19 protein-coding genes are annotated in these 23106 nt (G+C 68.4%); 7 read left to right on the top strand and 12 right to left on the bottom strand.

What is annotated here, in order from left to right; all coding sequences use genetic code 11:
* Positions 1-26 precede the first annotated feature (26 nt).
* The 4 genes from BJ972_RS00290 to BJ972_RS00275 all read right to left on the bottom strand — a co-directional run bounded on the left by BJ972_RS00290 (position 27) and on the right by BJ972_RS00275 (position 3364).
* Positions 27-1337, bottom strand: a complete 1311-nt coding sequence (locus tag BJ972_RS00290; protein ID WP_129175898.1) for a citrate synthase — start codon at positions 1335-1337, stop codon at positions 27-29.
* A gap of 172 nt (positions 1338-1509) precedes the next feature.
* Complete coding sequence (gene dapC, locus BJ972_RS00285; protein WP_129175900.1) at positions 1510-2613, bottom strand: succinyldiaminopimelate transaminase; 1104 nt, start codon at positions 2611-2613, stop codon at positions 1510-1512.
* A 2-nt stretch (positions 2614-2615) separates the two neighbouring features.
* Positions 2616-2936: a ferredoxin gene (gene fdxA / locus BJ972_RS00280; protein WP_129175902.1), complete on the bottom strand. Its 321-nt coding sequence runs from the start codon at positions 2934-2936 to the stop codon at positions 2616-2618.
* Positions 2937-2974: 38 nt separating this feature from the next.
* Positions 2975-3364, bottom strand: coding sequence for a DUF6113 family protein (locus tag BJ972_RS00275; protein WP_129175904.1), 390 nt, complete (start codon positions 3362-3364; stop codon positions 2975-2977).
* A 121-nt stretch (positions 3365-3485) separates the two neighbouring features.
* On the opposite strand from BJ972_RS00275, the gene efeU reads away from it, so the two are divergent.
* The 3 genes from efeU to efeB are packed head-to-tail and all read left to right on the top strand — an operon-like array spanning position 3486 to position 6932.
* A complete protein-coding gene (gene efeU / locus BJ972_RS00270; protein WP_129175906.1) occupies positions 3486-4397 on the top strand; it encodes an iron uptake transporter permease EfeU in 912 nt (303 codons plus the stop codon).
* Positions 4397-5614 carry an iron uptake system protein EfeO gene (efeO, locus tag BJ972_RS00265; RefSeq protein WP_129175908.1) on the top strand — a complete coding sequence of 406 codons (1218 nt, stop codon included), beginning with the start codon at positions 4397-4399 and terminating at the stop codon, positions 5612-5614. Before efeU ends, efeO begins: the two co-directional genes overlap by 1 nt.
* 10 nt (positions 5615-5624) lie before the next feature.
* On the top strand, positions 5625-6932 hold the full coding sequence (gene efeB / locus BJ972_RS00260; protein ID WP_129175910.1) for an iron uptake transporter deferrochelatase/peroxidase subunit: 1308 nt from the start codon (positions 5625-5627) through the stop codon (positions 6930-6932).
* Positions 6933-6978: 46 nt separating this feature from the next.
* On the opposite strand, the gene BJ972_RS00255 is transcribed toward efeB, so the two are convergent.
* Positions 6979-7437 carry a hypothetical protein gene (locus BJ972_RS00255; protein WP_129175912.1) on the bottom strand — a complete coding sequence of 153 codons (459 nt, stop codon included), beginning with the start codon at positions 7435-7437 and terminating at the stop codon, positions 6979-6981.
* Positions 7438-7576: 139 nt separating this feature from the next.
* Between BJ972_RS00255 and BJ972_RS00250 the strand changes: the two genes are divergently transcribed.
* On the top strand, positions 7577-8374 hold the full coding sequence (locus tag BJ972_RS00250; RefSeq protein ID WP_129175914.1) for an enoyl-CoA hydratase/isomerase family protein: 798 nt from the start codon (positions 7577-7579) through the stop codon (positions 8372-8374).
* Here BJ972_RS00250 and BJ972_RS00245 read toward each other — a convergent pair.
* The 3 genes from BJ972_RS00245 to BJ972_RS00235 form a co-directional block, all read right to left on the bottom strand.
* Positions 8371-9225, bottom strand: a complete 855-nt coding sequence (locus BJ972_RS00245) for a M23 family metallopeptidase (protein WP_129175916.1) — start codon at positions 9223-9225, stop codon at positions 8371-8373. The genes BJ972_RS00250 and BJ972_RS00245 overlap by 4 nt on opposite strands.
* A 176-nt stretch (positions 9226-9401) precedes the next feature.
* The gene (typA, locus tag BJ972_RS00240; RefSeq protein ID WP_129175918.1) at positions 9402-11306 is read right to left on the bottom strand and encodes a translational GTPase TypA; all 1905 of its coding nucleotides are present in this window, start codon (positions 11304-11306) and stop codon (positions 9402-9404) included.
* Between the two features lie 130 nt (positions 11307-11436).
* A complete protein-coding gene (locus BJ972_RS00235; protein WP_373366832.1) occupies positions 11437-13188 on the bottom strand; it encodes an ABC transporter ATP-binding protein in 1752 nt (583 codons plus the stop codon).
* A 98-nt stretch (positions 13189-13286) separates the two neighbouring features.
* Between BJ972_RS00235 and BJ972_RS00230 the strand changes: the two genes are divergently transcribed.
* The gene (locus BJ972_RS00230) at positions 13287-13910 is read left to right on the top strand and encodes a PH domain-containing protein (RefSeq protein ID WP_129175922.1); all 624 of its coding nucleotides are present in this window, start codon (positions 13287-13289) and stop codon (positions 13908-13910) included.
* Positions 13911-13918: 8 nt separating this feature from the next.
* Here BJ972_RS00230 and BJ972_RS00225 read toward each other — a convergent pair whose 3' ends face one another.
* The 3 genes from BJ972_RS00225 to BJ972_RS00215 form a co-directional block, all read right to left on the bottom strand.
* Positions 13919-14947, bottom strand: coding sequence for an ABC transporter permease (locus tag BJ972_RS00225; protein WP_241830847.1), 1029 nt, complete (start codon positions 14945-14947; stop codon positions 13919-13921).
* 55 nt (positions 14948-15002) lie between these two features.
* The gene (locus tag BJ972_RS00220) at positions 15003-16544 is read right to left on the bottom strand and encodes an ABC transporter permease (RefSeq protein ID WP_129175926.1); all 1542 of its coding nucleotides are present in this window, start codon (positions 16542-16544) and stop codon (positions 15003-15005) included.
* Positions 16545-16688: 144 nt separating this feature from the next.
* Complete coding sequence (locus BJ972_RS00215; RefSeq protein WP_129175928.1) at positions 16689-18491, bottom strand: ABC transporter family substrate-binding protein; 1803 nt, start codon at positions 18489-18491, stop codon at positions 16689-16691.
* Between the two features lie 295 nt (positions 18492-18786).
* Between BJ972_RS00215 and BJ972_RS00210 the strand changes: the two genes are divergently transcribed.
* Both BJ972_RS00210 and BJ972_RS00205 read left to right on the top strand, forming a co-directional pair.
* Entirely contained in the window at positions 18787-19575 is a 789-nt protein-coding gene (locus BJ972_RS00210) for a CPBP family intramembrane glutamic endopeptidase (RefSeq protein ID WP_129175929.1), read from the top strand.
* Between the two features lie 38 nt (positions 19576-19613).
* Positions 19614-20096 (top strand): peroxiredoxin, encoded by a 483-nt coding sequence (locus BJ972_RS00205; RefSeq protein WP_129175931.1) that lies wholly within the window; start codon positions 19614-19616, stop codon positions 20094-20096.
* 130 nt (positions 20097-20226) lie between these two features.
* Here the strand turns inward: BJ972_RS00205 and gcvP are convergent, their stop codons facing one another.
* Positions 20227-23103 carry an aminomethyl-transferring glycine dehydrogenase gene (gene gcvP, locus BJ972_RS00200; protein WP_129175933.1) on the bottom strand — a complete coding sequence of 959 codons (2877 nt, stop codon included), beginning with the start codon at positions 23101-23103 and terminating at the stop codon, positions 20227-20229.
* Positions 23104-23106: the final 3 nt, after the last annotated feature.

Genomic DNA, 23106 nt, shown 5'->3' with positions numbered 1-23106 from the left:
CGCGGTCAGAAGCACGCGCGGGCAGCTCAGCGCTGCGGGAACTGACGCTCGCCGGCGCCCGTGTACAGCTGCTGCGGGCGGCCGATCTTCGTCGCGGGGTCGGCGTTCATCTCGCGCCAGTGCGCGATCCAGCCGGGCAGGCGGCCGATCGCGAAGAGCACGGTGAACATGCGCGTCGGGAAGCCCATCGCCTTGTAGATGACGCCCGTGTAGAAGTCGACGTTCGGGTAGAGGCGACGCTCCTTGAAGTAGTCGTCCTCGAGGGCGATCTGCTCGAGCTCCTTCGCGAGGTCGAGCAGGGGGTCGTTGACGCCGAGCCCGGCGAGCACGGCGTCCGCCGACTCCTTCACGAGCTTCGCGCGCGGGTCGTAGTTCTTGTAGACGCGGTGCCCGAAGCCCATGAGCTTCACGCCGTCTTCCTTGTTCTTGACGCGCTCGACGAACTTCGCGACGCTCTCGCCCGAGTCCTGGATGCGGGCGAGCATCTGCAGCACGGCCTCGTTGGCGCCGCCGTGGAGCGGGCCGTAGAGGGCGTTGATGCCCGCCGAGATCGAGGCGTAGAGGTTCGCACCCGTTGAGCCCACGAGTCGCACGGTCGAGGTCGACGCGTTCTGCTCGTGGTCCTCGTGGAGGATGAGGAGGCGGTCGAGCGCCTTCGACAGGGTCGGGTCGATCTCGTACGGCTCGGCGAGGTTGCCGAAGTTCAGGCGCAGGAAGTTGTCGACGAACGACAGCGAGTTGTCGGGGTACAGGAATGCCTGGCCGACGCTCTTCTTGTGCGCGTACGCGGCGATGACGGGCAGCTTCGCGAGAAGTCGCATCGTCGTCATCTCGACGTGGTCGGGGTTCTCGGGGTCGGACGTGTCTTCGTAGTACGTCGACAGAGCCGACACGGCGCTCGAGAGCACCGACATCGGGTGAGCGGTGTGCGGCAGGGCCGAGAAGAACCGCTTGAGGTCTTCGTGCAGGAGCGTGTGGCGGCGGATGCGCTCGTCGAAGGCGCCGAGCTCGTCGGCCGTCGGCAGCTCGCCGTAGATGAGGAGCCACGCGACCTCGAGATAGGTCGAGTTCTGTGCGAGCTGCTCGATCGGGTAGCCGCGGTAGCGCAGGATGCCTTCGTTGCCGTCGATGTAGGTGATCGCCGACCGCGTCGACGCGGTGTTCACGAAGCCGTAGTCGAGGGCGGTGAGGCCCGACTGCTTGGTGAGCGACGAGACGTCGATCGATGAGGCTCCCGCCGCGGACGGCAGGATCGGGAATTCGGCCCGACCTCCCGGGAAGCTGAGAGTCGCCTTCTGCTGTTCGGCAGTTGTACCCTGCGATTCGACGTCGCCCACGGCGCCTCCAGTGCTCTCTGAAACGGTGAGAGTCCCCCCGCTCGTGGCGCGGTTTCCCTCGTACAGCCTAGACGCCACCGGCGGCTATTGTGTTCAGAGACAACGATTCGTGACGCTCGTTGCCGTTCCTGACAAGGTCGCGCGCGGCGCGAGAACGCCGGGATGACACGGATCAGGCGCGCGATGCCTCGCGAAGACGCCGGGCGGCTTCGGCGATGCGCTCATCGGTCGCGGTGAGTGAAAGTCGCACGTGGCGCGGGAAGTGCTCGCCGTAGAAGACGCCCGGTCCGCCGACGATTCCGAGCTCGGCGAGGCGACTGATCGATTCCCACGCGTCGTGACCCTCGGTGGCCCACAGGTAGAGGCCCGCTTCGCTGCGGTCGATGTGGAATCCGGCCGCCTCGAGGGCCGGGCGGAGCACAGCTCGACGTGCGGCGTAGATCTCACGCTGTGCGGCGACGTGCGCGTCATCCCCGAGGGCGGCGACCATGGCCTCCTGGAGGGGAGCCGGAAGCATGAGGCCCGCGTGCTTCCGCACGTTGGCGAGTCGCGCGATGCGCGAGCCGCATCCGGCGACGAACGCGGCGCGGTACCCGGCCATGTTCGACTGCTTGCTGAGCGAGTAGATGACGAGCGTGTTGGTGCGGCTGCCGCCGGTGACGCGCGGGTCGAGGAGGCTCGGCACCTCGTCGACGTCCCATCCGAGTTCGGCGTAGCACTCGTCGGAGACGATCGTCGCGTCGAGCGCGAGCGCGCGGTCTCGCGCGGCCTTCAGCTCGTCGACCGAGAGCACACGCCCGTCGGGGTTGCCCGGCGAGTTCAGCCACACGAGCTTCGTCGACTCGGGCCAGTCGGCGGGGTCGTCGGCGGCGAAGGCCTGCGCTCCGCAGAGCTCGGCACCGATCGCGTAGGTGGGGTACGCGGCGCGCGGGTGCACGATCGTGTCGCCCTCGCCCACACCGAGCATGAACGGCAGGAACGCGACGAGCTCCTTCGATCCGATCGTCGGCAGCACGTGGTCGACCGTCAGATAGTCGACGCCGCGGCGACGGGCGAACCAGTCGACGATGGCCTCACGGAGCGCAGGCGTTCCCACGGTCTGCGGGTACGCGTGCGCGTCGGTCGCGGCGGCGAGAGCCGCACGCACGACCTCGGGGGTCGCATCGACGGGCGAGCCGATCGAGAGGTCGACCACGCCGCCCGGGTGCGCGCCCGCGACGGCGCGGTAGGGCTTCATGAGGTCCCACGGGTAGTCGGGGAGTTCTCCGAGCGCCATCGTCAGTGCGCCTGCGGGGGCAGCGCCATGATGAGCGGGTGATCCTTCTCGATCACGCCGACCTTCGCGGCTCCGCCGGGCGAACCCACCTCGTCGAAGAACTCGACGTTGGCCTTGTAGTAGTCGGCCCACTGGTCGGGGAGGTCGTCCTCGTAGTAGATCGCCTCGACGGGGCACACCGGTTCGCACGCACCGCAGTCGACGCACTCGTCGGGGTGGATGTAGAGCGAGCGCTCACCCTCATAGATGCAGTCCACCGGGCACTCGTCGATGCACGCGCGGTCTTTGACGTCCACACACGGAAGGGCGATGACATAGGTCACGGTAAGCGGGTTCCCTTCAGCATGAGTCAGCCTCCAGTCTACGCGCGCGAGCGCGAACGGTTCGGCAGCGTCGGCCACGCGACGATGAGCACGGCGATGAGCGTAGGGCCGACGGCCCACACGGTGCCGAGCACGGAGTCGGTGACGAGCACCGAGCCGCCGATGCCCGGCAGCGAGAGCACGAAGACGACCGCGAGCAGACCGCCCGCCGTCCAGAACGACGCCCAGCGGTCGCGCGTGATGAGACGGATGCCGAGAACGAGCGCCGCGACGCCGAGGAGCGCGAGCACGATGCCCCACGGGATCGACACGCCGGCCACGACGGTCTGAGCCTGATGACCGAAGGTCGCGAAGAAGCCGAAGACGGCTCCGGCGAGCGCGGAGACCGCGTAGACGGCGATGCGCGAACCGAGACTGGCCTTCTCCATCGATCTCCTCCTGAGTGACTGGGTACGACGTGAACTGGACACGACCAGGGTGCAGGAGTACAGTCACCACGTTAGGTCACCCTAAGTAGCTTCCCCCCGCCCCTCATCCTCGAAAAGTCGCGTGCTCGCAAACTACCTCATCGGCCTGCGTGAAGGCCTCGAAGCCGGACTCGTCGTCGGCGTCCTCATCGCCTACGTCGGCAAGATCGGGCGACGCGACGTGCTGCCGCGACTCTGGTTCGGCATCGGCCTCGCCGTCGCGCTCTCGCTCGCCGTCGGCGCCATCCTGACGTGGGGACCGTACGGTCTGAGCTTCCAGGCGCAGGAGATCCTCGGCGGCGTCCTCTCGATCCTCGCCGTCGCCCTCGTCACGTGGATGATCTTCTGGATGTCGGCGCACGCCGCAGGCATCTCTCGTGAACTCCGCTCGAAGGTCGACGCCGCCCTCGCCGGATCGACGACGGGCATCGTCGCGATCGGAGTCGTGAGCGTCGGTCGCGAAGGCATCGAGACGGCCCTGTTCGTCTGGGCGAACGTGTCGTCCTCGGGCGATGCGCTGCTCGGCACGATCGGCGCCGTCCTCGGCATCCTCACGGCGATTGTGATCGCGTACCTGATCTACCGCGGCCTCGTTCGCATCAACCTCACGCGCTTCTTTAAGTGGACGGGCCTCTTCCTCATCCTCGTCGCGGCCGGCGTCCTCGCGTACGCCGTCGGCGAGCTGCAGGAGGCCGGTGTGCTGCCGGGTTGGGGCACAGCGGCGTTCAGCCTCGCAGCGGTCGCCTCGCTGAGCACCTGGTACGGCGCCCTCCTCGGCGGCCTCTTCGGCTACACCCCCGAACCGACCTGGCTCCAGTTCGGCGCCTGGCTCGGCTACCTCGCCATCGTCACTCCCCTGTTCCTCCTGCATCTCCGGTCTCGCCGCAGCGTCGCCCCGCGGCCGGTCTCGTCGACGGAATCGCCTCCCGCGTCATCCGTCGACGCCACCGACCCCGCACGCCCCGCTTCGACCACCGTTCCCAGGAGTCAGTAATGAAGAGAACCCTCCCCGGCCTCGCCGCACTCGGCGTCGCCACCCTCGCCTTGACCGGCTGCGTCTCGAACACGCCGACGGGCGATGCGATCGCCGTCGCGATCACGGATGACGCGTGCGATGTCTCGGTCGCGACGACCGAAGCCGGCGCGATCACCTTCACCGCCTCGAACACGGGCACGGATGTCAACGAGTTCGAGATCCTCGCCGACGACAAGCTGCGCATCGTGGGCGAGAAGGAGAACATCACGCCCGGCCAGACCGTCTCGTACGTCGCCCAGCTCGGCCCCGGCACGTACTACACGGCGTGCAAGTTCCAGCAGGTGGGTGCCCCCATCGGGCTCGCCGAGTTCACGGTGACCGGTGAGGCGAGCGCCGTCTCGGCCGACGAGCAGGAGCTCACCGACGAGGCCGTCACGAACTACATCGCCTACGTGCGTTCGCAGGCCGCCGAGCTGATCCCCGCCGTCGACGCGCTCACGGCCGCCTACGCCGCGGGCGACGACGACACCGCCCGTTCGCTCTTCGCGTCGACGCGCGTCTTCTACGAGCGCATCGAGCCGACCGCCGAGGCATTCGGCGACCTCGATCCGAAGATCGACTACCGCGAGGTCGACGCCGTCGCCGAGGGTCTCGAGTGGACCGGCTTCCACCGCATCGAGAAGGACCTCTGGGCGCCCGAGGTCGGCGACGTGAACTCCGACGGCCAGGATGCCCTCATCGATTGGGCTCCCTCGACGCCCGAGCAGCGCGCCGAGTTCGCCGATCAGCTCGTCGCCGACGTCGCGGAGCTCCACGAGCTCGTCTCCGACCCGTCGTTCTCGGTCTCGCTCGGCGACATCTCGAACGGCGCCATCGGCCTCCTCGACGAGGTCGCCGCGGGCAAGATCACGGGCGAGGAGGACTGGTGGTCGGGAACCGACCTCACCGACTTCGCCGCCAACGTCCAGGGCGCATCGGTCGCGTTCGGCAACGTGCGTGCGATCGCCGAGTCGAAGGGCGAGGCGGGCACGACGCTCGCCGCCGACATCGACGACGAGTTCGCCGCCCTCGAGGGCCTGCTCGGCGAGTACGGTTCGATCGACGCGGGATTCATCAACTACGCCGAGCTCGACGACGCCGACAAGAAGGCGCTCTCCGACCAGGTCAACGCCCTGTCCGAGCCGCTCTCACAGCTCACCCACACCGTGCTCGGCGTCGCCGAGCCCGCGGAGTAGTCCGATCGCCATGAGCGACGAGACCGGCGTCCCCTCAGCAGACGCCGAATCCGAACAGCCCGCCGGCGTCTCACGCCGCGGGCTGTTCGGCCTGCTCGGTGCGGGGGCCGCCGGTCTCGCACTCGGCGCCGCGGGAGGCGCGGGGGTCACCGCGGCCGTCGCGGCGCAGGCGACGACACCCGCGTCGCGCGTGTATCCGTTCTTCGGCGCACACCAGGCCGGGATCACGACTCCCGCACAGGACCGGCTGCACTTCGCGGCCTTCGACGTCGGCGAACGCACGACGCGCGAGGAACTGCGCGAACTGCTCGTCGAGTGGAGCGCCGCCGCGGCGCAGCTCACCCAGGGTCTCGAGATCGGTGAGACGGGCGCCGTCGGCGGTTCCGATCTCGCGCCGCCCGAAGACACGGGCGAGGCGCTCGGACTTCCCGCGAGCGGCCTCACGATCACGTTCGGCTTCGGCCCCTCGCTCTTCGAGACGGCTGACGGCGTCGACCGATTCGGTATCGCCGACCGCCGGCCCGAGTCGCTCGTGCGGTTGCCGCGCTTCCAGGGCGATGCGCTGAAGCCCGAGTACACCGATGGCGACCTCTGCATCCAGGCCTGCGCCGACGACCCGCAGGTCGCCGTGCACGCCATCCGCAACCTCAGTCGCATCGCCTTCGGGCGTGCGTCGCTGCGCTGGTCGCAGCTCGGCTTCGGCCGCACCTCGTCGACCTCCACGAGCCAGGCCACCCCGCGCAACCTCTTCGGGTTCAAGGACGGCACGGCCAACGTGAAGTCGGAGGAGGCCGCGGCCGTCGACGAGCACGTCTGGGTCGGTGCGGGCGAGGACGCCGCGTGGATGACGGGCGGCAGCTATCTCGTCGCCCGGCGCATCCGCATGCTCATCGAGAACTGGGATCGCACGCAGCTCCAGGAGCAGGAGCTCGTGATCGGCCGCGACAAGGCCCAGGGCGCACCGCTCTCGGGCGGCACCGAGTTCACGGAGCCCGACTTCGACGCGAGCGGAGCCGCGGGCCAACCGCTCATCGACCCGACGGCTCACGTGCGTCTCGCACACCCCGCCCAGAACTCGGGCGTGCGGCTGCTCCGTCGCGGGTACAACTACGTCGACGGCAACGACGAGCTCGGCCGCCTCGACGCCGGCCTGTTCTTCCTGTCGTACCAGCGTTCGCCCGAGCAGTTCATCACGGTGCAGCGTACGCTCGCGACGGATGGACTCAACGAGTACATCCGCCACGTGGGTTCCGCGATCTTCGCCGTGCCCCCGGGCGCGACGGCGGGCGGCTTCGTGGGAGAGACGCTGTTCGCCTGACCTGCGAGAACGCCCGCCGCGGGCGCGCCCACGGCGGGCGTGCGGACTACGGCGCGGTCGCGGGAGTGACCGTGTAGAGCAGTCCGTCGGGGCTGCCGACGACGACGACCTCGTACGTGCCGTTCGTGAACGCGATGATGCCGCCCTCTGCACCCGCGAAGTTCGAGTCGGCGGTGAAGCCCGCACCCTCGAGCGATGCCTTCGCCTCGGCGAGCGGGTCTGCTGCCGTGCTCGTGATGAGCACGGCCCATCCGCTGTCGGTGCCCGACGTCCCGCCGCCGGGACCGATCTCGCCCTCGACGACGGGGACCTCGGCCGGCCACCCGTCGGGCAGCTTGCCGCCGAGGCTGACGTCCTGACCGGTCGCACCCTCGACGGCCTGCTCGACACCGTTGTTCACGATGTTCTCGATCGGGTTGCCGAAGCATCCGGTCAGTGCGGGGGCGGCTGCGGCGGCGATGACGATCGCGAGCGGGATGCTGTAGCGGCGGCTGAGACGGGGCATGACGGTCCTCCGGTAGTGGGGCGCGAGCGCGCCGGTGTCGACATCTCAGAGTAGCGATTCGAGCGCCCTCGCACCCGGGGGGACTCCCCCGTAGTCTGAATCATGACGGCCCGATCGTCGGGCCGGAGAACGGTGGGTCATGAACGAGAAGCCGACGGTCACCCTCGACATCGACGGGCGCATCGCGACCGTCACGATCGATCGCCCCGATGCGCTCAACGCGTTGTCGGGCGAGGTCCTCGCGGGGCTCCGAGAGGTCTTCCTCCGGCTCCGCCGCGAGGTGGCCCTCGATCGCGAGAACGGTGTGCGCGGCGTCATCCTCACCGGGGCGGGTGGCCGCGCGTTCGTCGCGGGCGCCGACATCCGCGCCATGTCGACGCTGAGCCCCGACGAGGGCGAGACGATCGGACGACTCGGCCACGACGTCGCCGCCCTCATCGAAGGCCTGCCGGTTCCGGTCATCGCGTGCGTCGACGGCTTCGCCCTCGGCGGCGGGTGCGAGCTCGCCCTCGCATGCGACCTCATCCTCGCGACGACCGCGTCGCGCTTCGGCCAGCCCGAGGTGAAGCTCGGTCTCATCCCCGGCTTCGGCGGAACCGTGCGCCTCCCCCGCGCCGTGGGGCTCGCGCGCGCGAAGGAGCTCATCTACACGGGCCGCACGATCGATGCGGCCGAAGCCCAGCGTCTCGGCCTCGTGCTCGACGTGGTCGATTCGCGCGACGACCTCTTCGATGCGGCCCGCACGCTCATCGAGGCGATCGCCGCCAACGCGGCATCCGCGGTCGGCATCGCGAAGGCGGTGCTCGTCGATTCGGCGGGGCGGCCGACCGATGACGCGGTCGAACGCGAACTCGCGGGCTTCCGCGAGGCCTTCACGACCGATGAGATGCGCGAGGGCGTCGCGGCGTTCCTCGAGAAGCGCGCGCCGCGGTTCTAGCCCGCGTAGCTCTGCAGCCAGGCGAGTCCGTCGAAACGCACGCCGTCCTCGTAGAACATCTCGAGGTGCAGGTGCGGCCCCGTCGACTGACCGGTCGAGCCGACGAGCCCGATGAGCTGCCCCGCGGTGACGATGTCTCCGCGCGAGACGGCGAGTGAGCCGTACTGCATGTGGCCGTAGCTCGACGTGACGAGGCGACCGCCGATGTTGTGCTGCACCTCGACGTTGACGCCGAGTCCCCCGCCGTTCTCGGTCGCGAGCACGACGACGCCGTCGGCGATCGAGACGATGGGCGACCCGTTGCCGGGGTTGAAGTCGATGCCGTCGTGCATCGTCGAGCAGCCGTCGCACGGTGCCGCGCGCGGCCCGAAGCCCGACGAGACGCGCGAGTTCGACGGAATGGGCCAGACGACGAGCTCGGTCTCGATGAGTTCGACCGATCCCATGCTCGCGACCTCCGAGATGATGGGCGGCGGCGCGGCCTCGGCCGAGTACGACTCACGCGTCACGTTGAGCTCCGCCGTCGCGTCGGAGGCGAACGACTGCGGTGCGAGACGGATGTCGGAGGAGGGAGCGACCGTCTCGTAGATCGATGCTGCGCCCGCGACATCCATCGCGGGGAGGACGGTCGAGGGAAGCCCCGTCGCGAGGGCGATGGCGACGGTGAACGACATCGCGAGCATCGAGAGCACGCTGCGGCGGCGGGTGCCGGGTCGACGCTGCGCGGGCGCGCTTGCGGCGGGCTTCACTGTCGCTCGTCGGGGCGCGGCCGACCGGGTGTTGGTGCGGCGGCGCGAGCGCAGGGGCGTGCGGGGTGCGGCGCGGCGGCCGCGGGGGGAGGGTGAAGTCATTCGTTACGTATGCATCTCGTCGAAGTCAGGAGCTCTGCCCGAAGGCAACTCCGCTACGGTACCGGCGGTTTCTGAGAGCATCCTCCACTGTCCGCACGACGACGAAACCGCCGACCCCCGGCGTCCCGCAGGGTGCGGGAGCCCGGAATCGGCGGCTCGTGGATCGCTCGGAGCGCTCAGCCCTGCTTCTTGAGGCGGCTCGTGTTGCGAGCGCGCGCGGTGGCGTCGAGCTCGACCTTGCGGATGCGCACCTTCTCGGGGGTGACCTCGACGCACTCGTCCTCGCGGGCGAATTCGAGGCATTCCTCGAGCGAGAGCTGGCGCGGGGGCGTCATCGACTCGAAGGTGTCGGAGGTCGACTGACGCATGTTCGTCAGCTTCTTCTCCTTGGTGATGTTGACGTCCATGTCGTCGGAGCGCGAGTTCTCGCCGATGACCATGCCCTCGTAGACCTCTTCGGTCGGGTTCACGAAGAACGACATGCGCTCCTGCAGGGCGATCATCGCGAACGGCGTGACGACACCGGTGCGGTCGGCGACGATCGATCCGTTCGAACGCGTGACGATCGAACCGGCCCACGGCTCGTAGCCGTGCGAGATCGCGTTGGCGATACCCGTACCGCGCGTGATCGTGAGGAACTCGGTGCGGAAGCCGATGAGGCCGCGCGACGGGACGATGAACTCCATACGCACCCAGCCGGTGCCGTGGTTCGACATGCCGTCCATGCGGCCCTTGCGAGCGGCGAGGAGCTGCGTGATGGCGCCGAGGTACTCTTCGGGCGCATCGATCGTAAGGTGCTCGAAGGGCTCGTGCGTCTTGCCGTCGATCTGCTTGGTGACCACCTGCGGCTTGCCGACGGTGAGCTCGAAGCCCTCACGACGCATCTGCTCGACGAGGATGGCGAGGGCGAGCTCGCCGCGGCCCTGGACCTCCCACGAGTCGGGGCGTCCGATGTCGACGACCTTGAGCGAGACGTTACCGACGAGCTCGCGGTCGAGGCGGTCCTTGACCATACGCGCCGTGAGCTTGTGGCCGCGCACCTTGCCGACGAGCGGCGACGTGTTGGTGCCGATGGTCATCGAGATGGCGGGGTCGTCGACCGTGATGTGCGGCAGCGGGCGCACGTCATCGGCGTCGGCGAGGGTGTCACCGATGGTGATCTCCTCGATGCCGGCGACGGCGATGATGTCGCCGGGGGCGGCGCTCTCGGCGGGGAAGCGCTCGAGGGCCTTCGTCTTCAGGAGCTCGGTGATGCGCACGTTCTGCGTCGAGCCGTCGGCGCGGACCCACGCGACGGTCTGGCCCTTGTTGATCGTGCCGTTGAAGACGCGGAGCAGGGCGATACGACCGAGGAACGGCGACGCGTCGAGGTTCGTGACCCACGCCTGCAGGGGGGCCTCGTCGTCGTACGTCGGAGCCGGGATGTGCTCGAGGATCGCGGCGAACAGCGGCTCGAGGTCTTCGGCGTCGGGCAGCTCGCCGTTGGCGGGCTTGTTCGACGAGGCGCGGCCGGCCTTGCCCGAGGCGTAGACGACGGGGACGTCGAGGATCGCGTCGAGGTCGAGGTCGGGCACGTCGTCGGCGAGGTCGGAGGCGAGGCCGAGCAGGAGGTCCTGGCTCTCGGCGACGACCTCGTCGATGCGCGCGTCGGGACGGTCGGTCTTGTTGACGAGCAGGATGACGGGCAGACGGCCCTCGAGGGCCTTGCGCAGCACGAAGCGCGTCTGCGGGAGCGGCCCCTCACTGGCATCCACGAGGAGGACGACGCCGTCGACCATGGAGAGGCCGCGCTCGACCTCACCGCCGAAGTCGGCGTGGCCCGGGGTGTCGATCACGTTGATCGTGATGGGCACGCCGTTCGAGTGCTCGCCGTTGTACTCGACCGCCGTGTTCTTGGCGAGGATCGTGATGCCCTTTTCGCGCTCGAGCTCGTTGGAGTCCATGGCGCGGTCGTCGACCTGCTGGTGGTCGCGGAACGAGTGGGTCTGCTTGAGCATGGCATCGACGAGGGTCGTCTTGCCGTGGTCGACGTGGGCAACGATAGCGACGTTGCGCACGTCGGAGCGGGTGGCAGTCGCCATCAGGGAAGTCCTTCGGTTGGGGTGCGGCGCAGCCGGGCGGAGCCGATCGTACTGCGTGAGAAATCGCGACGGATCGAACCGTCGAACAATAGAGCTTACCGCCCCCGGATGACAGTAAGGTGTAGGCCGCTCAGGCGACGTCGTCGGTGGCCTTCAACACGGTGCGCCGAAGCTCCCGACGTTCGCGCTGCTGCTCGGGGTCGGGAACCGGGATGGCGGCGATGAGTCGCTGCGTGTACGGGTCCTTCGGCGAACGCAGGATCTGGTCGCGGGAGCCGGTCTCGACGATCTTTCCGTGGTGCATCACGGCGATGCGGTCGGCCATGATGTCGACGACGGCGAGGTCGTGGCTGATGAAGAGGCAGGCGAAGTTGAGCTCGCGCTGCAGTCCCTTCAGGAGCTCGAGCACCGTCGCCTGCACCGAGACGTCGAGAGCGGAGGTCGGTTCGTCGGCGACGAGCAGCTCGGGGCTCAGCGAGAGGGCGCGGGCGATGCCGACGCGCTGCTTCTGGCCGCCCGACAGCTCGTGCGGGAACCGGTTGCGGTAGCTCTTCGGCAGTCGCACGCTGTCGAGCAGTTCCTCGACGCGACGGTCGAGCACCTTGCCCTTGGCCTCGCCCGCGAGGAAGAGGGGCTCGCCGATCGACTCGCCGATGGGCAGGCGGGGGTTGAGCGACGACGACGGGTCCTGGAAGACGATGCCGACCTTGCGGCGGAGCGTCTTCACGATCTTCCGCGAGTGCTTCGAGAGGTCGGTGCCGGCGACGACGAGCGAACCGCCCGCGATCGGCTGCAGACCGATCGCGGCACGACCGATCGTCGACTTGCCCGAGCCCGACTCGCCCACGAGACCGAGGATCTCGCCGCGGCCGATCTCGAGCGAGACCTCGTCGACGGCGCGGAACGTTCCGACCTTGCCGCGCGCGCCGTACTCGATGATGACGTCGTTCAACGCGAGGACGGGCTCGGTGACGTGCACCGCGGCCTCACGCTCGGCGGAGGCGAACTCGGCGATGCTCTCGGAGGCGACCTCGCTGAGGGTCTCCGTCACGTCGACCTCCTCGCCGTCGCTCTGCCCGAGGTGGGGAACGGCGGCCAGGAGCGCCTGCGTGTACGGGTCCTGAGGGGACGCGAAGATCTGCGCGGCAGGACCCTGCTCGACGATGACACCCTGCTGCATGACGACGACCCAGTCGGCGAGGTCGGCGACGACGCCCATGTCGTGGGTGATGAGGAGCACGGCGCTCTTCAGGCGGTCCTTGAGGTCGCGGAGGAGCTCGAGGATCTCGGCCTGGACCGTCACGTCGAGGGCCGTCGTCGGCTCGTCGGCGATGAGGAGCGACGGGTCGAGCACGAGCGCCTGAGCGATCATCGCGCGCTGACGCTGACCACCCGAGAGCTGGTGCGGGTAGGAGTCGAAGGCCTTCTTCGGGTCGGGCATCTCGACGAGCGTGAGCATCTCGATCGCCTTCTTCGCCGCCTCCGACGGCGGCATCGGGCGGTGGGTGCGGATCGTCTCGACGATCTGGAAGCCGACCGTGTAGACCGGGTTGAGGGCCGTCATCGGCTCCTGGAAGATCGCGGCGACCTCTTCACCGCGGAGCTCGCGGAGGGCGCGGGGGCTCATCGACGTGACCGAACGGCCGTTGACGTCGATCGTGCCGCGCACGCGCGAGTTCTTCGGCAGCAGATCGAGGATCGCCATCGACGACGCGCTCTTGCCCGAACCCGATTCGCCGACGACCGCGACGACCTCGCCCGGCCCGATCGTGTAGGAGAGGTTCTTGGCCGCGGGGACCCAGGCGTTGTCGACGCCGAAGTCGACGCACAGGTTGTCGACCGTCAGTACGGGGGTCGTGCCCGCCGGGTAGGTGTGCTGGATGTCGCTCACGGGGTGGTGTTCCTTTCACCGTGTCCGTCGCCCGCGTCTGCGGACGGACGGAAGATGGTCGAGTCGCTGGAGACTGGGAGAATGGGCTGATGCCCCTCACTCAGTCCGACGCCCCGGTCACTCTCGTCTCTCGGTTCAACCGCGTGCTCGCGGTGCTGTTCTGGATCGTGTGCGGAGCGGCCGCCATCGGCCTCGTCGTGACGAGCGGCACCCGCTCGTACCTCGACGTCGTGCCCCTCGTGGTCTACATCGGTGTGAGCGCCTACTTCGTGCTGTGGCGCCCGTCGCTCACCGTCGACGCCGACGGCGTGCACATCGAGAACGTCACGCGCCGCATCGACGTGCCGTGGAACGCCCTCGTGCACATCGACACGAAGTACGCGCTGACGGTCCATGTGCCGGGCCGCGCCTTCGCCGTGTGGTGCGCTCCCGCACCGGGCGCGACGGGTGCCCTGCGCGCGTCGCGCGATCACCGAGCTCAGGCGCGGGGAACCGTCGAAGCCGACATCGTGCGCCCCGGAGACCTGCCCGCGACCGAGTCGGGTCGCGCGGCCGGCATCATCCGCGAACGCTGGCACGCGCTGCGCGACTCGGGCGCGCTCGACGCGGGGAGCGCCCACGAGACTCCGACGACGACCACGTGGAACATCCCGGCGCTCGCCGTTCTCAGTGTCGGCGCGATCCTGGCGATCCTGTCGATCGCACTGTTCTAGCCGGAACATCATTCGGGCGTCGACGTCTGCGGGGCCGAGGTCTTGGGCCGAGGCGCACCCGCGTCGATGAACTCCTTCATCTTGCGACGCTTGAAGCGCTTCTGACGCGGGTCGAACGCGTCGCGCAGACCGTCGCCGACGAAGTTCACGAGCAGCGCGAGCGAGACGATGAACACCGCGGGCCACCAGTACAGCCAGGGGCGCGTTGTGAACGCCGACTGGTTGTCGCTGATGAGGAGGCCGAGCGACGACTCTGGGGCGCGGATTCCGTAGCCGAGGTAGCTGAGGCCCGTCTCGAGGAGGATCGCGCTCGCGGCGAGGAGGGTCGCGCTCACGATCACGACGCCCACGGCGTTCGGCAGGATGTGCTTGAAGATGATGCGCGCATCGCTCGCACCGGCGACGCGGGCCGCCTCGACGAACTCGCGCTCGCGGAGCGAGAGGAACTCGGCCCGCACGAGCCTCGCGATGCTCATCCACGACACGAGGGCGAGGAGGATCGAGAGCACCCAGACGCCGAGTCCGCTCTCACCGGCGGTCTGGCCGACGACGGCGCCGATCACGATCGCGGGGATGACGATGAAGACGTCCGTGATGCGCATCAGGACGGCATCCACCCAGCCGCGGTAGTAGCCGGCGATCGCGCCGACGACGGTGCCCACGATCGTGCCGAGGCCGCCGATGACGACCATGACGATGACCGAGTTCTGGATGCCGCGCATGACGAGCGCGAAGTAGTCGACACCGATGCGGTTCTGACCGAACGGGTGATCGCCGAAGCTGAACGGCCAGAGCGAGAGCGTCGGGCCGCCGGCCTGCGGGTTCAGCGTCTTGAAGTCGTACTTCCACCACCCCGGGATCGGACCGAAGCCCGTCGCCGAGAAGGTGAAGACGATAATGCCGACCAGCAGGATGAGCGAGACGACGGAGATGCGGTTCTGCAGGAACCGCTCGAAGATCAGTCGCCCCTGACTCTTGCCGGCGACGGCGTCGGCGGCCTGAGTGGGAGGCGGTGACTGGGGATCGGATTCGATCATGGACTGGCTCATCGGAGCACCTCGCTCGCGTAGGTCATGCCGGCTGTCGTCTCGGTCATCGCACTCTCACTCTCGGGTCGAGCGCGGCGTACGCGAGGTCGGCGAGGAAGTTGAACGTGATGGCGACGATCGCGATGACGATGAAGTAGCCCATCACCGGGTTGAGGTCGGTGCGGCCGAGCGACGTCGCGAAGAGGTTGCCCATTCCGCTGATCGCGAAGACGCGTTCCGTGATGACCGCGCCACCGAGCAGCGCACCGACGTCGGTCGCGACGATCGTCGCGATCGGGATGAGCATGTTGCGGAAGGCGTGGCGCATGATGACGGTGCGCTCCGGCAGACCCTTGGCTCGGGCCGTACGGATGTAGTCCTGGTTCAGCACCTCGAGGAGGCCCGCACGCGCGTACCGGGTGTACTGCGCGAACGAGATGAGGAGGAGCGCGATCGTCGGCAGCAGCAGGTGCGTGAACGAGTCGATACCGGTCATCCACACGTCGCCCGAGAAGCCGGGCGTCTGCGAGCCGACAGTCGCGATCGGGCGCCCGTTGATGCGCGAGCTGTTGACGTAGTCGGGCCACGCCTGCATGAACCGGTCGAGGAAGACGAGCAGCATGCTGATGCCCGTCGTGATCGCTCCGGCTCGGATCGCCTGGCCGCGGTCGTTGCCGCCGAGGAAGAAGCCGATCACTCCGCCGAGCACGACGGCCGCGACGAAGATGAAGATGAGCGTCCAGATGCTCGAGATGTTGAAGAGGTTCTGCAGCACGAAGTACGAGACGTACACGAGCACGGCGCCGATGCCGGCCGTGAGGAGCGCCTTCTTGTTCGCGAGCCCCGACACGAGGATCGTCGTGACGACCGCGACACCCGCGATGAGCACGAGGAGACCGATCGGGCCGAGACCCGGGTAGAGGAACCACTCGGTGGCGGAGACGTAGAACAGCACGGCCGCCGTGGCCAGCGTCGACGCTCCGAACACGATCAGTCGACGCCTCAGTGCGCCGCCGATGAGCACCTGCCAGATGAGACCGGCGATGAGCGCGATGACGATGATCGCCGCCGGTGGGATGACCGGGCCCGCTTGGAGGAAGTCGTTGAACCCGAGGGCGATGAACTCCTTGAGGAGCACCGCGACGAGGAACGACGGGAGCGAGAAGAGGAAGAAGCTAAGGAACGTCGTCGCGAGGTCGAATCCGCTGTACTGGCGGAGCGCCGTGACGATGCCGACGACGACTCCGAGCAGGATCGCGGCGACGGTGGCGACGGTCACGAGCTGGAGCGTGGAGACCATCGCCGTCGGCAGGATCGTCGCGACGGGCGCGTTGCTGAGCGTGAGGCCCAGGTCGCACGAGTCGGCGAACGGGATGAGGCACTGCGCCGCGCCACCGAGCCAGAGGAACCACCGCAACGGTGCGGGGACATCGAGGTCGAGCGCTTGGACGCGCGCGGCGATGAGCTGAGCCTCGTTCGCGGCGTTGCCGCCGCGAAGGTCTTTCAGCGGGTCGCCGGAGTTCGCAGCGAGGACGTACATGATGAACGACGCCGCGAGAAGAATGAGGATGGAGACGCCGATGCGCCTCAGGATGTATGTCGCCATGGGCGTTGCACCTCGTGGCGCACGGCCTTGTGGGCCCTGAGCCGGGGTCGAAGAAGAGCTAACGAAAGCACTGCCAGTCCAGCGGAGACGCCGGGCCGAAACGGCCCGGCGCCTCCCCGTCGAATTGGACGGTGCCGAATTACATTACTCCGCGATCGTCCACTTCTGGGCGTTCCAGACCACACCGGTCTGGTTACCGAAGAACTCGAGGCCGTCAACAGAGCCGTTCGAGGCGAAGAGACCAGGCGACTGGAACAGCGGCAGACCGTAGAAGTCCTGCGCCGTGAACGCGTCGATCTCGATCTTCAGCTGGCTCAGGGCGTCGGTGTCGAGCTCGGTCTGCGCCTGGTCGACGAGGGCGTCGACCTGGGCGTTGGTGTACTTGTTGTAGTTTCCACCACCACCGGTCTTGAAGATCTGCGCGAGAGCGGCGTTACCGGCGCCCGGCGAGATCCAACCGAAGATCGCGGCGTCGTAGTCGCCACCGGGGAGCAGCGAGCCCCAGTCGGGCGATCCGGCGTCGACGACCGTGATGCCGGCCTCAGCTGCCGAGGCCTGGATGGCCTGGAACGAGTCGACACGGTTCGGGTTCTCGGTGTTGTAGAGGATGCGGACCGTCGGGGTCGCACCGGCGAGGAGGGCCTTGGCGCCCTCGATGTCGGGCTCGGCGAAGGCGTCGTAGCCGCTCGCAGCGACAGAGTCCGTGTACTCGGGGTTGGCCGGCACGAAGATCTGCGAGTTCAGGACCTCAGCGCTCGGGTTGACCGGGGTGACGATCGACTCGAGGATCTGCTGACGCGGGATGGTCTTGAGGAACGCCTCGCGGACGACCGGGTCCTGGAAGACGGGCGAGCCGAAGTTCAGGTCGAGGTGGTCGTACGAGAGCTGGTCGCCCTCGAGGACCTCGAGGTTCGCGTTCTCGAGCGCGGTGAGCGTGTCGGCGGAGGCCTGCGGGTAGATCACGTTGACCTCACCGTTCTGGAGGGCCGTGACCTGAGCGTTCGAGTCGCCGATGAAGCGCAGCACGAGCTCCTCGTAGGCAGGCTCGTCAGCACCCTTGTACTCGGGGTTCTTCGAGAACGTGAGCGACTGGTTGGGCGTGTACGCCGAGACGACGAACGGGCCGCTGGCGACGAGGAGCGACTCGTCTTCGGGGAACGACGTGAAGTCGTAGCCGGTGTTCCAGAAGTCGGCCGCCGCCTTGATGACGGGGTTGGCCTCGACCGGAGCGGCCGGGTCACCCTGGGGGGTGTCCTTCAGGGTCTGGACGAACTCCTCGAGCGAGACGCCGGCCTTGTCGGCAAGCACGTGAGCCGGCTTGTCGAGCATGTTGCCGAGCTCCCAGTCGACGAACGGAGCGCCGTAGGTGATGGTCATCGAGAGACCGTCGTCACCGAACTCGGGGAACGCGGTGGTGTCGAGACCGTCGGTGCTGCCGGCGAGCGTGAAGTACTGCGTTCCGCTCGAGACCTCGCCGGTCGCGGCGTCGAGCGTCGCGTCGTCGTAGTAGCCGGAGCCGATGGCCCACGCGACGAGCATGTCGTCAGCGGTGATGGGCTCGCCGTCGGACCACTTGAGGCCCTCGTTGAGCTTGTATTCGACCGTCAGGGGGTCGTCGGAGATCTTCTCGAACGAGCCGATGCTGTCGTTGTGGACGATCTGGAACTCGCTGTCGAGCGTGTAGAAGCCGCCGAGGCTCGCGCCGCCGGAGGTACCCGTCGTACCCGTGAGGTACTGGATCATTCCGTTGGTGTCGAGGTTGCCCTGCGGCGTGGAGCTGTTGAACGAGGTGGCCTCGTTCGTAACGGCGACCGTGATCGTGTCACCGGCCTCACCGCCACCAGAAGTATTGGGGTCGGTCGTGCACGCGGCGAGCGCGAGCACGGAGACGCCGGCGACGGCGAGCGCAACGCCCACCCGTCGCGATCCCTGACTCTTGAATCTCACTTGTTCCTCCTGAATGAAATGCTGGCGGGCAGGATAGTGCCCACCGATAGCAATACGTAGACCCTAAGCGGGTGCCGAGCGCGGGCCAAACGACGTCGGATTTCGTTACCGAGTAGTAACGCTCATCGCAGGATCTTGTCGTTGAGATCACGATTGTGCGAATTTGTGCGGCGAAATGCACGATTATTGCGACTTCATAGTCGGGGATCTCTCATCTCTCGCACCGCCCCACCGGCTCGAAACGCAACGGATGCGCAGGTTCGAGCGGCGGTGGTGCAAAAATGTTCGGATGTCGATGACGAACGCAACAGTCGTGCGCGAACCCGCCGAGCGCCGACGCCTCTGGGTCGAGATCGCGATCGTGCTCGGCCTCTCGCTCGGCGCGTCCGCCGTGTACTCGATCGTGTCGATCGTGTCGCGGCTCACCGACGAGACGCCTCTCGCCGACCAATCGGCGTCGATCAACCAGTCGCGCGACAGCCGCGAATGGCTCGACTTCACGTATCAGTTCCTCTCCATCTTCTTCGCCCTCTTCGCCGTCGCCCTCGTGCTGTACCTGCTCTGGCGGCCCGGTCAGAGCGCGTTCCGCCGCATCGGATTCGACCTCACCCGGCCGGGGCGCGACATCGGATCGGGCGTGCTCCTCGTCGCCGTCATCGGGATCCCCGGCATCGCGCTGTACACCGTGGGTCGCCTCGCGGGCATCACGGTCGCCGTCGTGCCCGCTCCCCTCGACGCCTTCTGGTGGACGGTGCCGATCCTCGTGCTCTCCGCGCTGCGGGCGGCCCTCACGGAGGAGATCATCGTCGTCGGATATCTCTTCACGAGGCTCTCGGAGCTCGGCTTCTCGAAGTGGACGATCATCCTCTCGAGCGCCGTCCTCCGCGGCAGCTACCACCTCTACCAGGGCATCGGACCGTTCTTCGGCAACGTCGCGATGGGCGTCGTGTTCGGCTGGTGCTACGCCCGCTGGGGTCGCACGATGCCGCTCGTCGTCGCGCACTGGATCCTCGACATGCTCTCGTTCATCGGCTACCCCCTCGCGCTGGCCTGGTGGCCGGGCATTTTCGGCGCGACGGGCTGACGGCCGACACCTCCGAAAACGGGCGTAATGTGTCATCCATGGCCGCGTCGCCCGCGATCGGATCGATCGCCCCTGATTTCACTTTGCCCGGAACCGTCCTGAAGGACGGCCGCCCGGTGCGTGGGGAGTACACGCTCTCCGCCCACCGAGGTCATCCGCTCCTGCTCGTCTTCTACCCCGGCGACGAGACGCCCGGATGCACCGCCCAGCTCTGCGAGTACAGCTCGGGGCTCGGTTCGCTCAGCGCACTCGGCGCCGAGGTCTGGGCGGTCAGCCGCCAGGACGTCGTGAGCCACGAGCACTTCGCGCGGAAGGAAGGCCTCGAGCTGCCGCTCCTCGCCGACGAGACCGGCTCGGTCGTCTCCGCCTACGGCGTGAGCCTCGCGGGAGTCGGCACGCGCCGCTCGGAGTTCCTCATCGACGCCGACGGAGTGGTGCGCTGGAAGCGCGTCGGCATCCTCGGCGTGCACTGGTCGAGCGTCGACGCGCTCCACGACCAGCTCGCCCTCGTCTCCCCCTGACCCTGGCCGACTCTCGGCACCCCCGAAGCAGTCTCGGCGTCACGAATGTGCTGCTCGCGAGCCGCGAACAGCACATTCGTGACGCCGAGACTGTGGTTCGGGTGGGGCGCAAGGCCCGTGGGGATGCCGGTTAGGCGAACGCCTCGATCGGCGGGCAGGCGCACATGAGGTTGCGGTCGCCGTAGGCCTGGTCGATGCGTCGCACGGGCACCCAGTACTTGCCGCGCACGAGCGAGCGCACCGGGTAGACGGCCTGCTCCCGGGTGTAGGCGTGGTCCCACTCCCCCGCGATGACCGACTCCGCGGTGTGCGGCGCGTTCCGCAGCGGGTTGTCGTCGGCGGGCCATTGGCCCCGGCCCACGGCATCCGCTTCGGCCTTGATCGCGATCATCGCTTCGATGAAGCGCTCGATCTCGGCGAGGTCTTCCGACTCGGTCGGCTCGACCATGAGCGTGCCCGCGACGGGGAACGACATCGTCGGCGCGTGGAAGCCGTAGTCGATGAGTCGCTTCGCGACGTCGTCGACCGTGACACCGGTCGCCGCCGTGAGCGGGCGGACGTCGAGGATGCACTCGTGAGCGACGAGGCCGTTCTCGCCCGTGTAGAGCACGGGGTAGTGCTCGCGCAGGCGCACGGCGATGTAGTTCGCCGCGAGCACCGCGGCGCCCGTGGCCTCGCGCAGACCCTCCGCCCCCATCATGCGCACGTAGGCCCACGAGATCGGGAGGATCGACGGGCTGCCGTAGGGAGCTGCCGAGACGGGTCCGCCGCCGTGCACGAATCCGCCGGCGTGATCGGTGCGCTGCGCGAGCGGGTGACCGGGAAGGTACGGCGCGAGGTGCGCCTTGGCCGCGACCGGGCCGACGCCGGGTCCGCCGCCGCCGTGCGGGATGCAGAACGTCTTGTGCAGGTTGAGGTGCGACACGTCGCCGCCGAAGTCGCCGAATCGCGCGAATCCGAGGAGCGCGTTGAGGTTCGCGCCGTCGACGTACACCTGACCGCCGGCGTCGTGCACGGCCTGCGTGATGTCCTTCACGTCGTGCTCGTAGACGCCGTGCGTCGACGGGTAGGTGATCATGAGCGCCGCGAGCGTCGCGGCGTGCGTCTCGACCTTCGCGCGCAGATCGTCGAGGTCGACGTTGCCGAGCTCGTCGCACGCGACGACGACGACGCTCATGCCCGCGAGCACAGCGGAGGCCGCATTGGTGCCGTGCGCGCTCGACGGGATGAGGCACACGGTGCGCTCGGTGTCGCCGTTCGCGTGGTGGTAGCCGCGGATCGCGAGGAGGCCCGCGAGCTCGCCCTGGCTTCCCGCGTTCGGCTGCAGCGAGACGGTGTCGTACCCGGTGACCTCGGCGAGCCACGTCTCGAGCTGCTCGATGAGCGCGAGCGAGCCGCGCACGTCGGCCTCGGGAGCGAACGGGTGCAGCGAGGCGAACTCGGGCCACGTGACCGATTCCATCTCGGTCGCGGCATTGAGCTTCATCGTGCACGACCCGAGCGGGATCATGCCGCGGTCGAGGGCGTAGTCGCGGTCGGCGAGCGACTTGAGGTAACGCATCATCGCCGTCTCGGAGTGATGCGCGGCGAAGACGGGGTGTGTGAGGTACGTCGAGGTGCGTCGCAGCTCGTCGGGCAGGCCGTTCGTGACCTGGAACCAGCTGTAGCTCGCCGTCTCGGGCCCTCCGAAGGCACGCACGACGGCGTGGATGTCGTCGACCGTCGTCGCCTCGTCGACCGAGATGCGGACCGTCGCCTCGTCGTGCTCCCACAAGAGCACACCGAGGTCACGGGCGCGCTCGACGACCGTCGACGCGAGACCCGGCACGTGCACGCTGAGGGTGTCGAAGTAGGCGTCGTGCTCGAGGTGCAGGTCGTACTCGCGCAGCGCGTCGGCGAGCATGCGCGCCTTCGCCGCCGTCGCCGAGGCGATCGCACGGATGCCGGCGGGGCCGTGGTACACGGCGTACATCGACGCCATGACGGCGAGCAGCACCTGGGCGGTGCAGATGTTCGAGGTCGCCTTCTCGCGGCGGATGTGCTGCTCGCGGGCCTGGAGGCTGAGACGGTAGGCCGGGTGACCGGCCGCATCCTGCGAGACGCCGACGAGGCGCCCGGGCAGCTGCCGCTCGAGGCCCTTCCGCACCGCCATGTAGCCGGCGTGCGGCCCGCCGAAGCCCATGGGCACGCCGAAGCGCTGACTCGTGCCGACCGCGACATCCGCCCCGAGCTCGCCCGGGGAGGTGATGAGGGCGAGGGCGAGCAGGTCGGCCGCGACGACGGCGAGCGCTCCCTGCTCCTTCGAGGCGGCGATGACGGATGACGGATTCCAGACCCGACCCGAGGCGCCGGGGTACTGCACGAAGACGCCGAAGTGCGCGCCGAGCTCGGTGAGGTCGTCCGCACCGGCCAGATCGCGCACGACGAGTTCGATGCCGACGGCCTCGGCGCGCGAGGCGAGGAGAGCGAGCGTCTGGGGCAGAGCGTCGGCGTCGGCGATGAAGCGGTTCGAGGTCGACTTCGAGGCGCGGCGCGCGAGCAGCATGCCCTCGACGACCGCGGTGCCCTCGTCGAGCATCGACGCGTTCGCGGTGTCGAGCCCCGTGAGGTCGGTCACCATCGTCTGGAAGTTGATGAGGGCTTCGAGGCGACCCTGCGAGATCTCGGGCTGATAAGGCGTGTACGCCGTGTACCACGACGGATTCTCGAGGACGTTCCGGGTGATGACGGCGGGCGTGAGCGTGCCGTAGTACCCGAGACCGATCATCGACGTGCGCACGCGGTTCTGGTCGGCGAGGGCTCGCAGCTCGGCGAGCGCCTCACGCTCGGTCGCAGGCGCGGGGATCGCCGATTCGGGCGCCTCGCGCACGTGGATCGCGGCGGGCACCGCGGCGTCAACGAGGTCGTCGAGCGAGTCGTAGCCGACGGTCGTCAGCATCTGCTGCTGCTCGAATCCGTTGGTGCCGATGTGGCGGCGGGCGAAGGCGTAGTAGTCGAAGTCGGTCATCGT

This window comes from Agromyces atrinae (assembly GCF_013407835.1).
Lineage (GTDB): Bacteria > Actinomycetota > Actinomycetes > Actinomycetales > Microbacteriaceae > Agromyces > Agromyces atrinae.
Note: the sequence above shows the minus strand (reverse complement) of the source record. Positions and strands in the feature narration are given on the sequence as shown.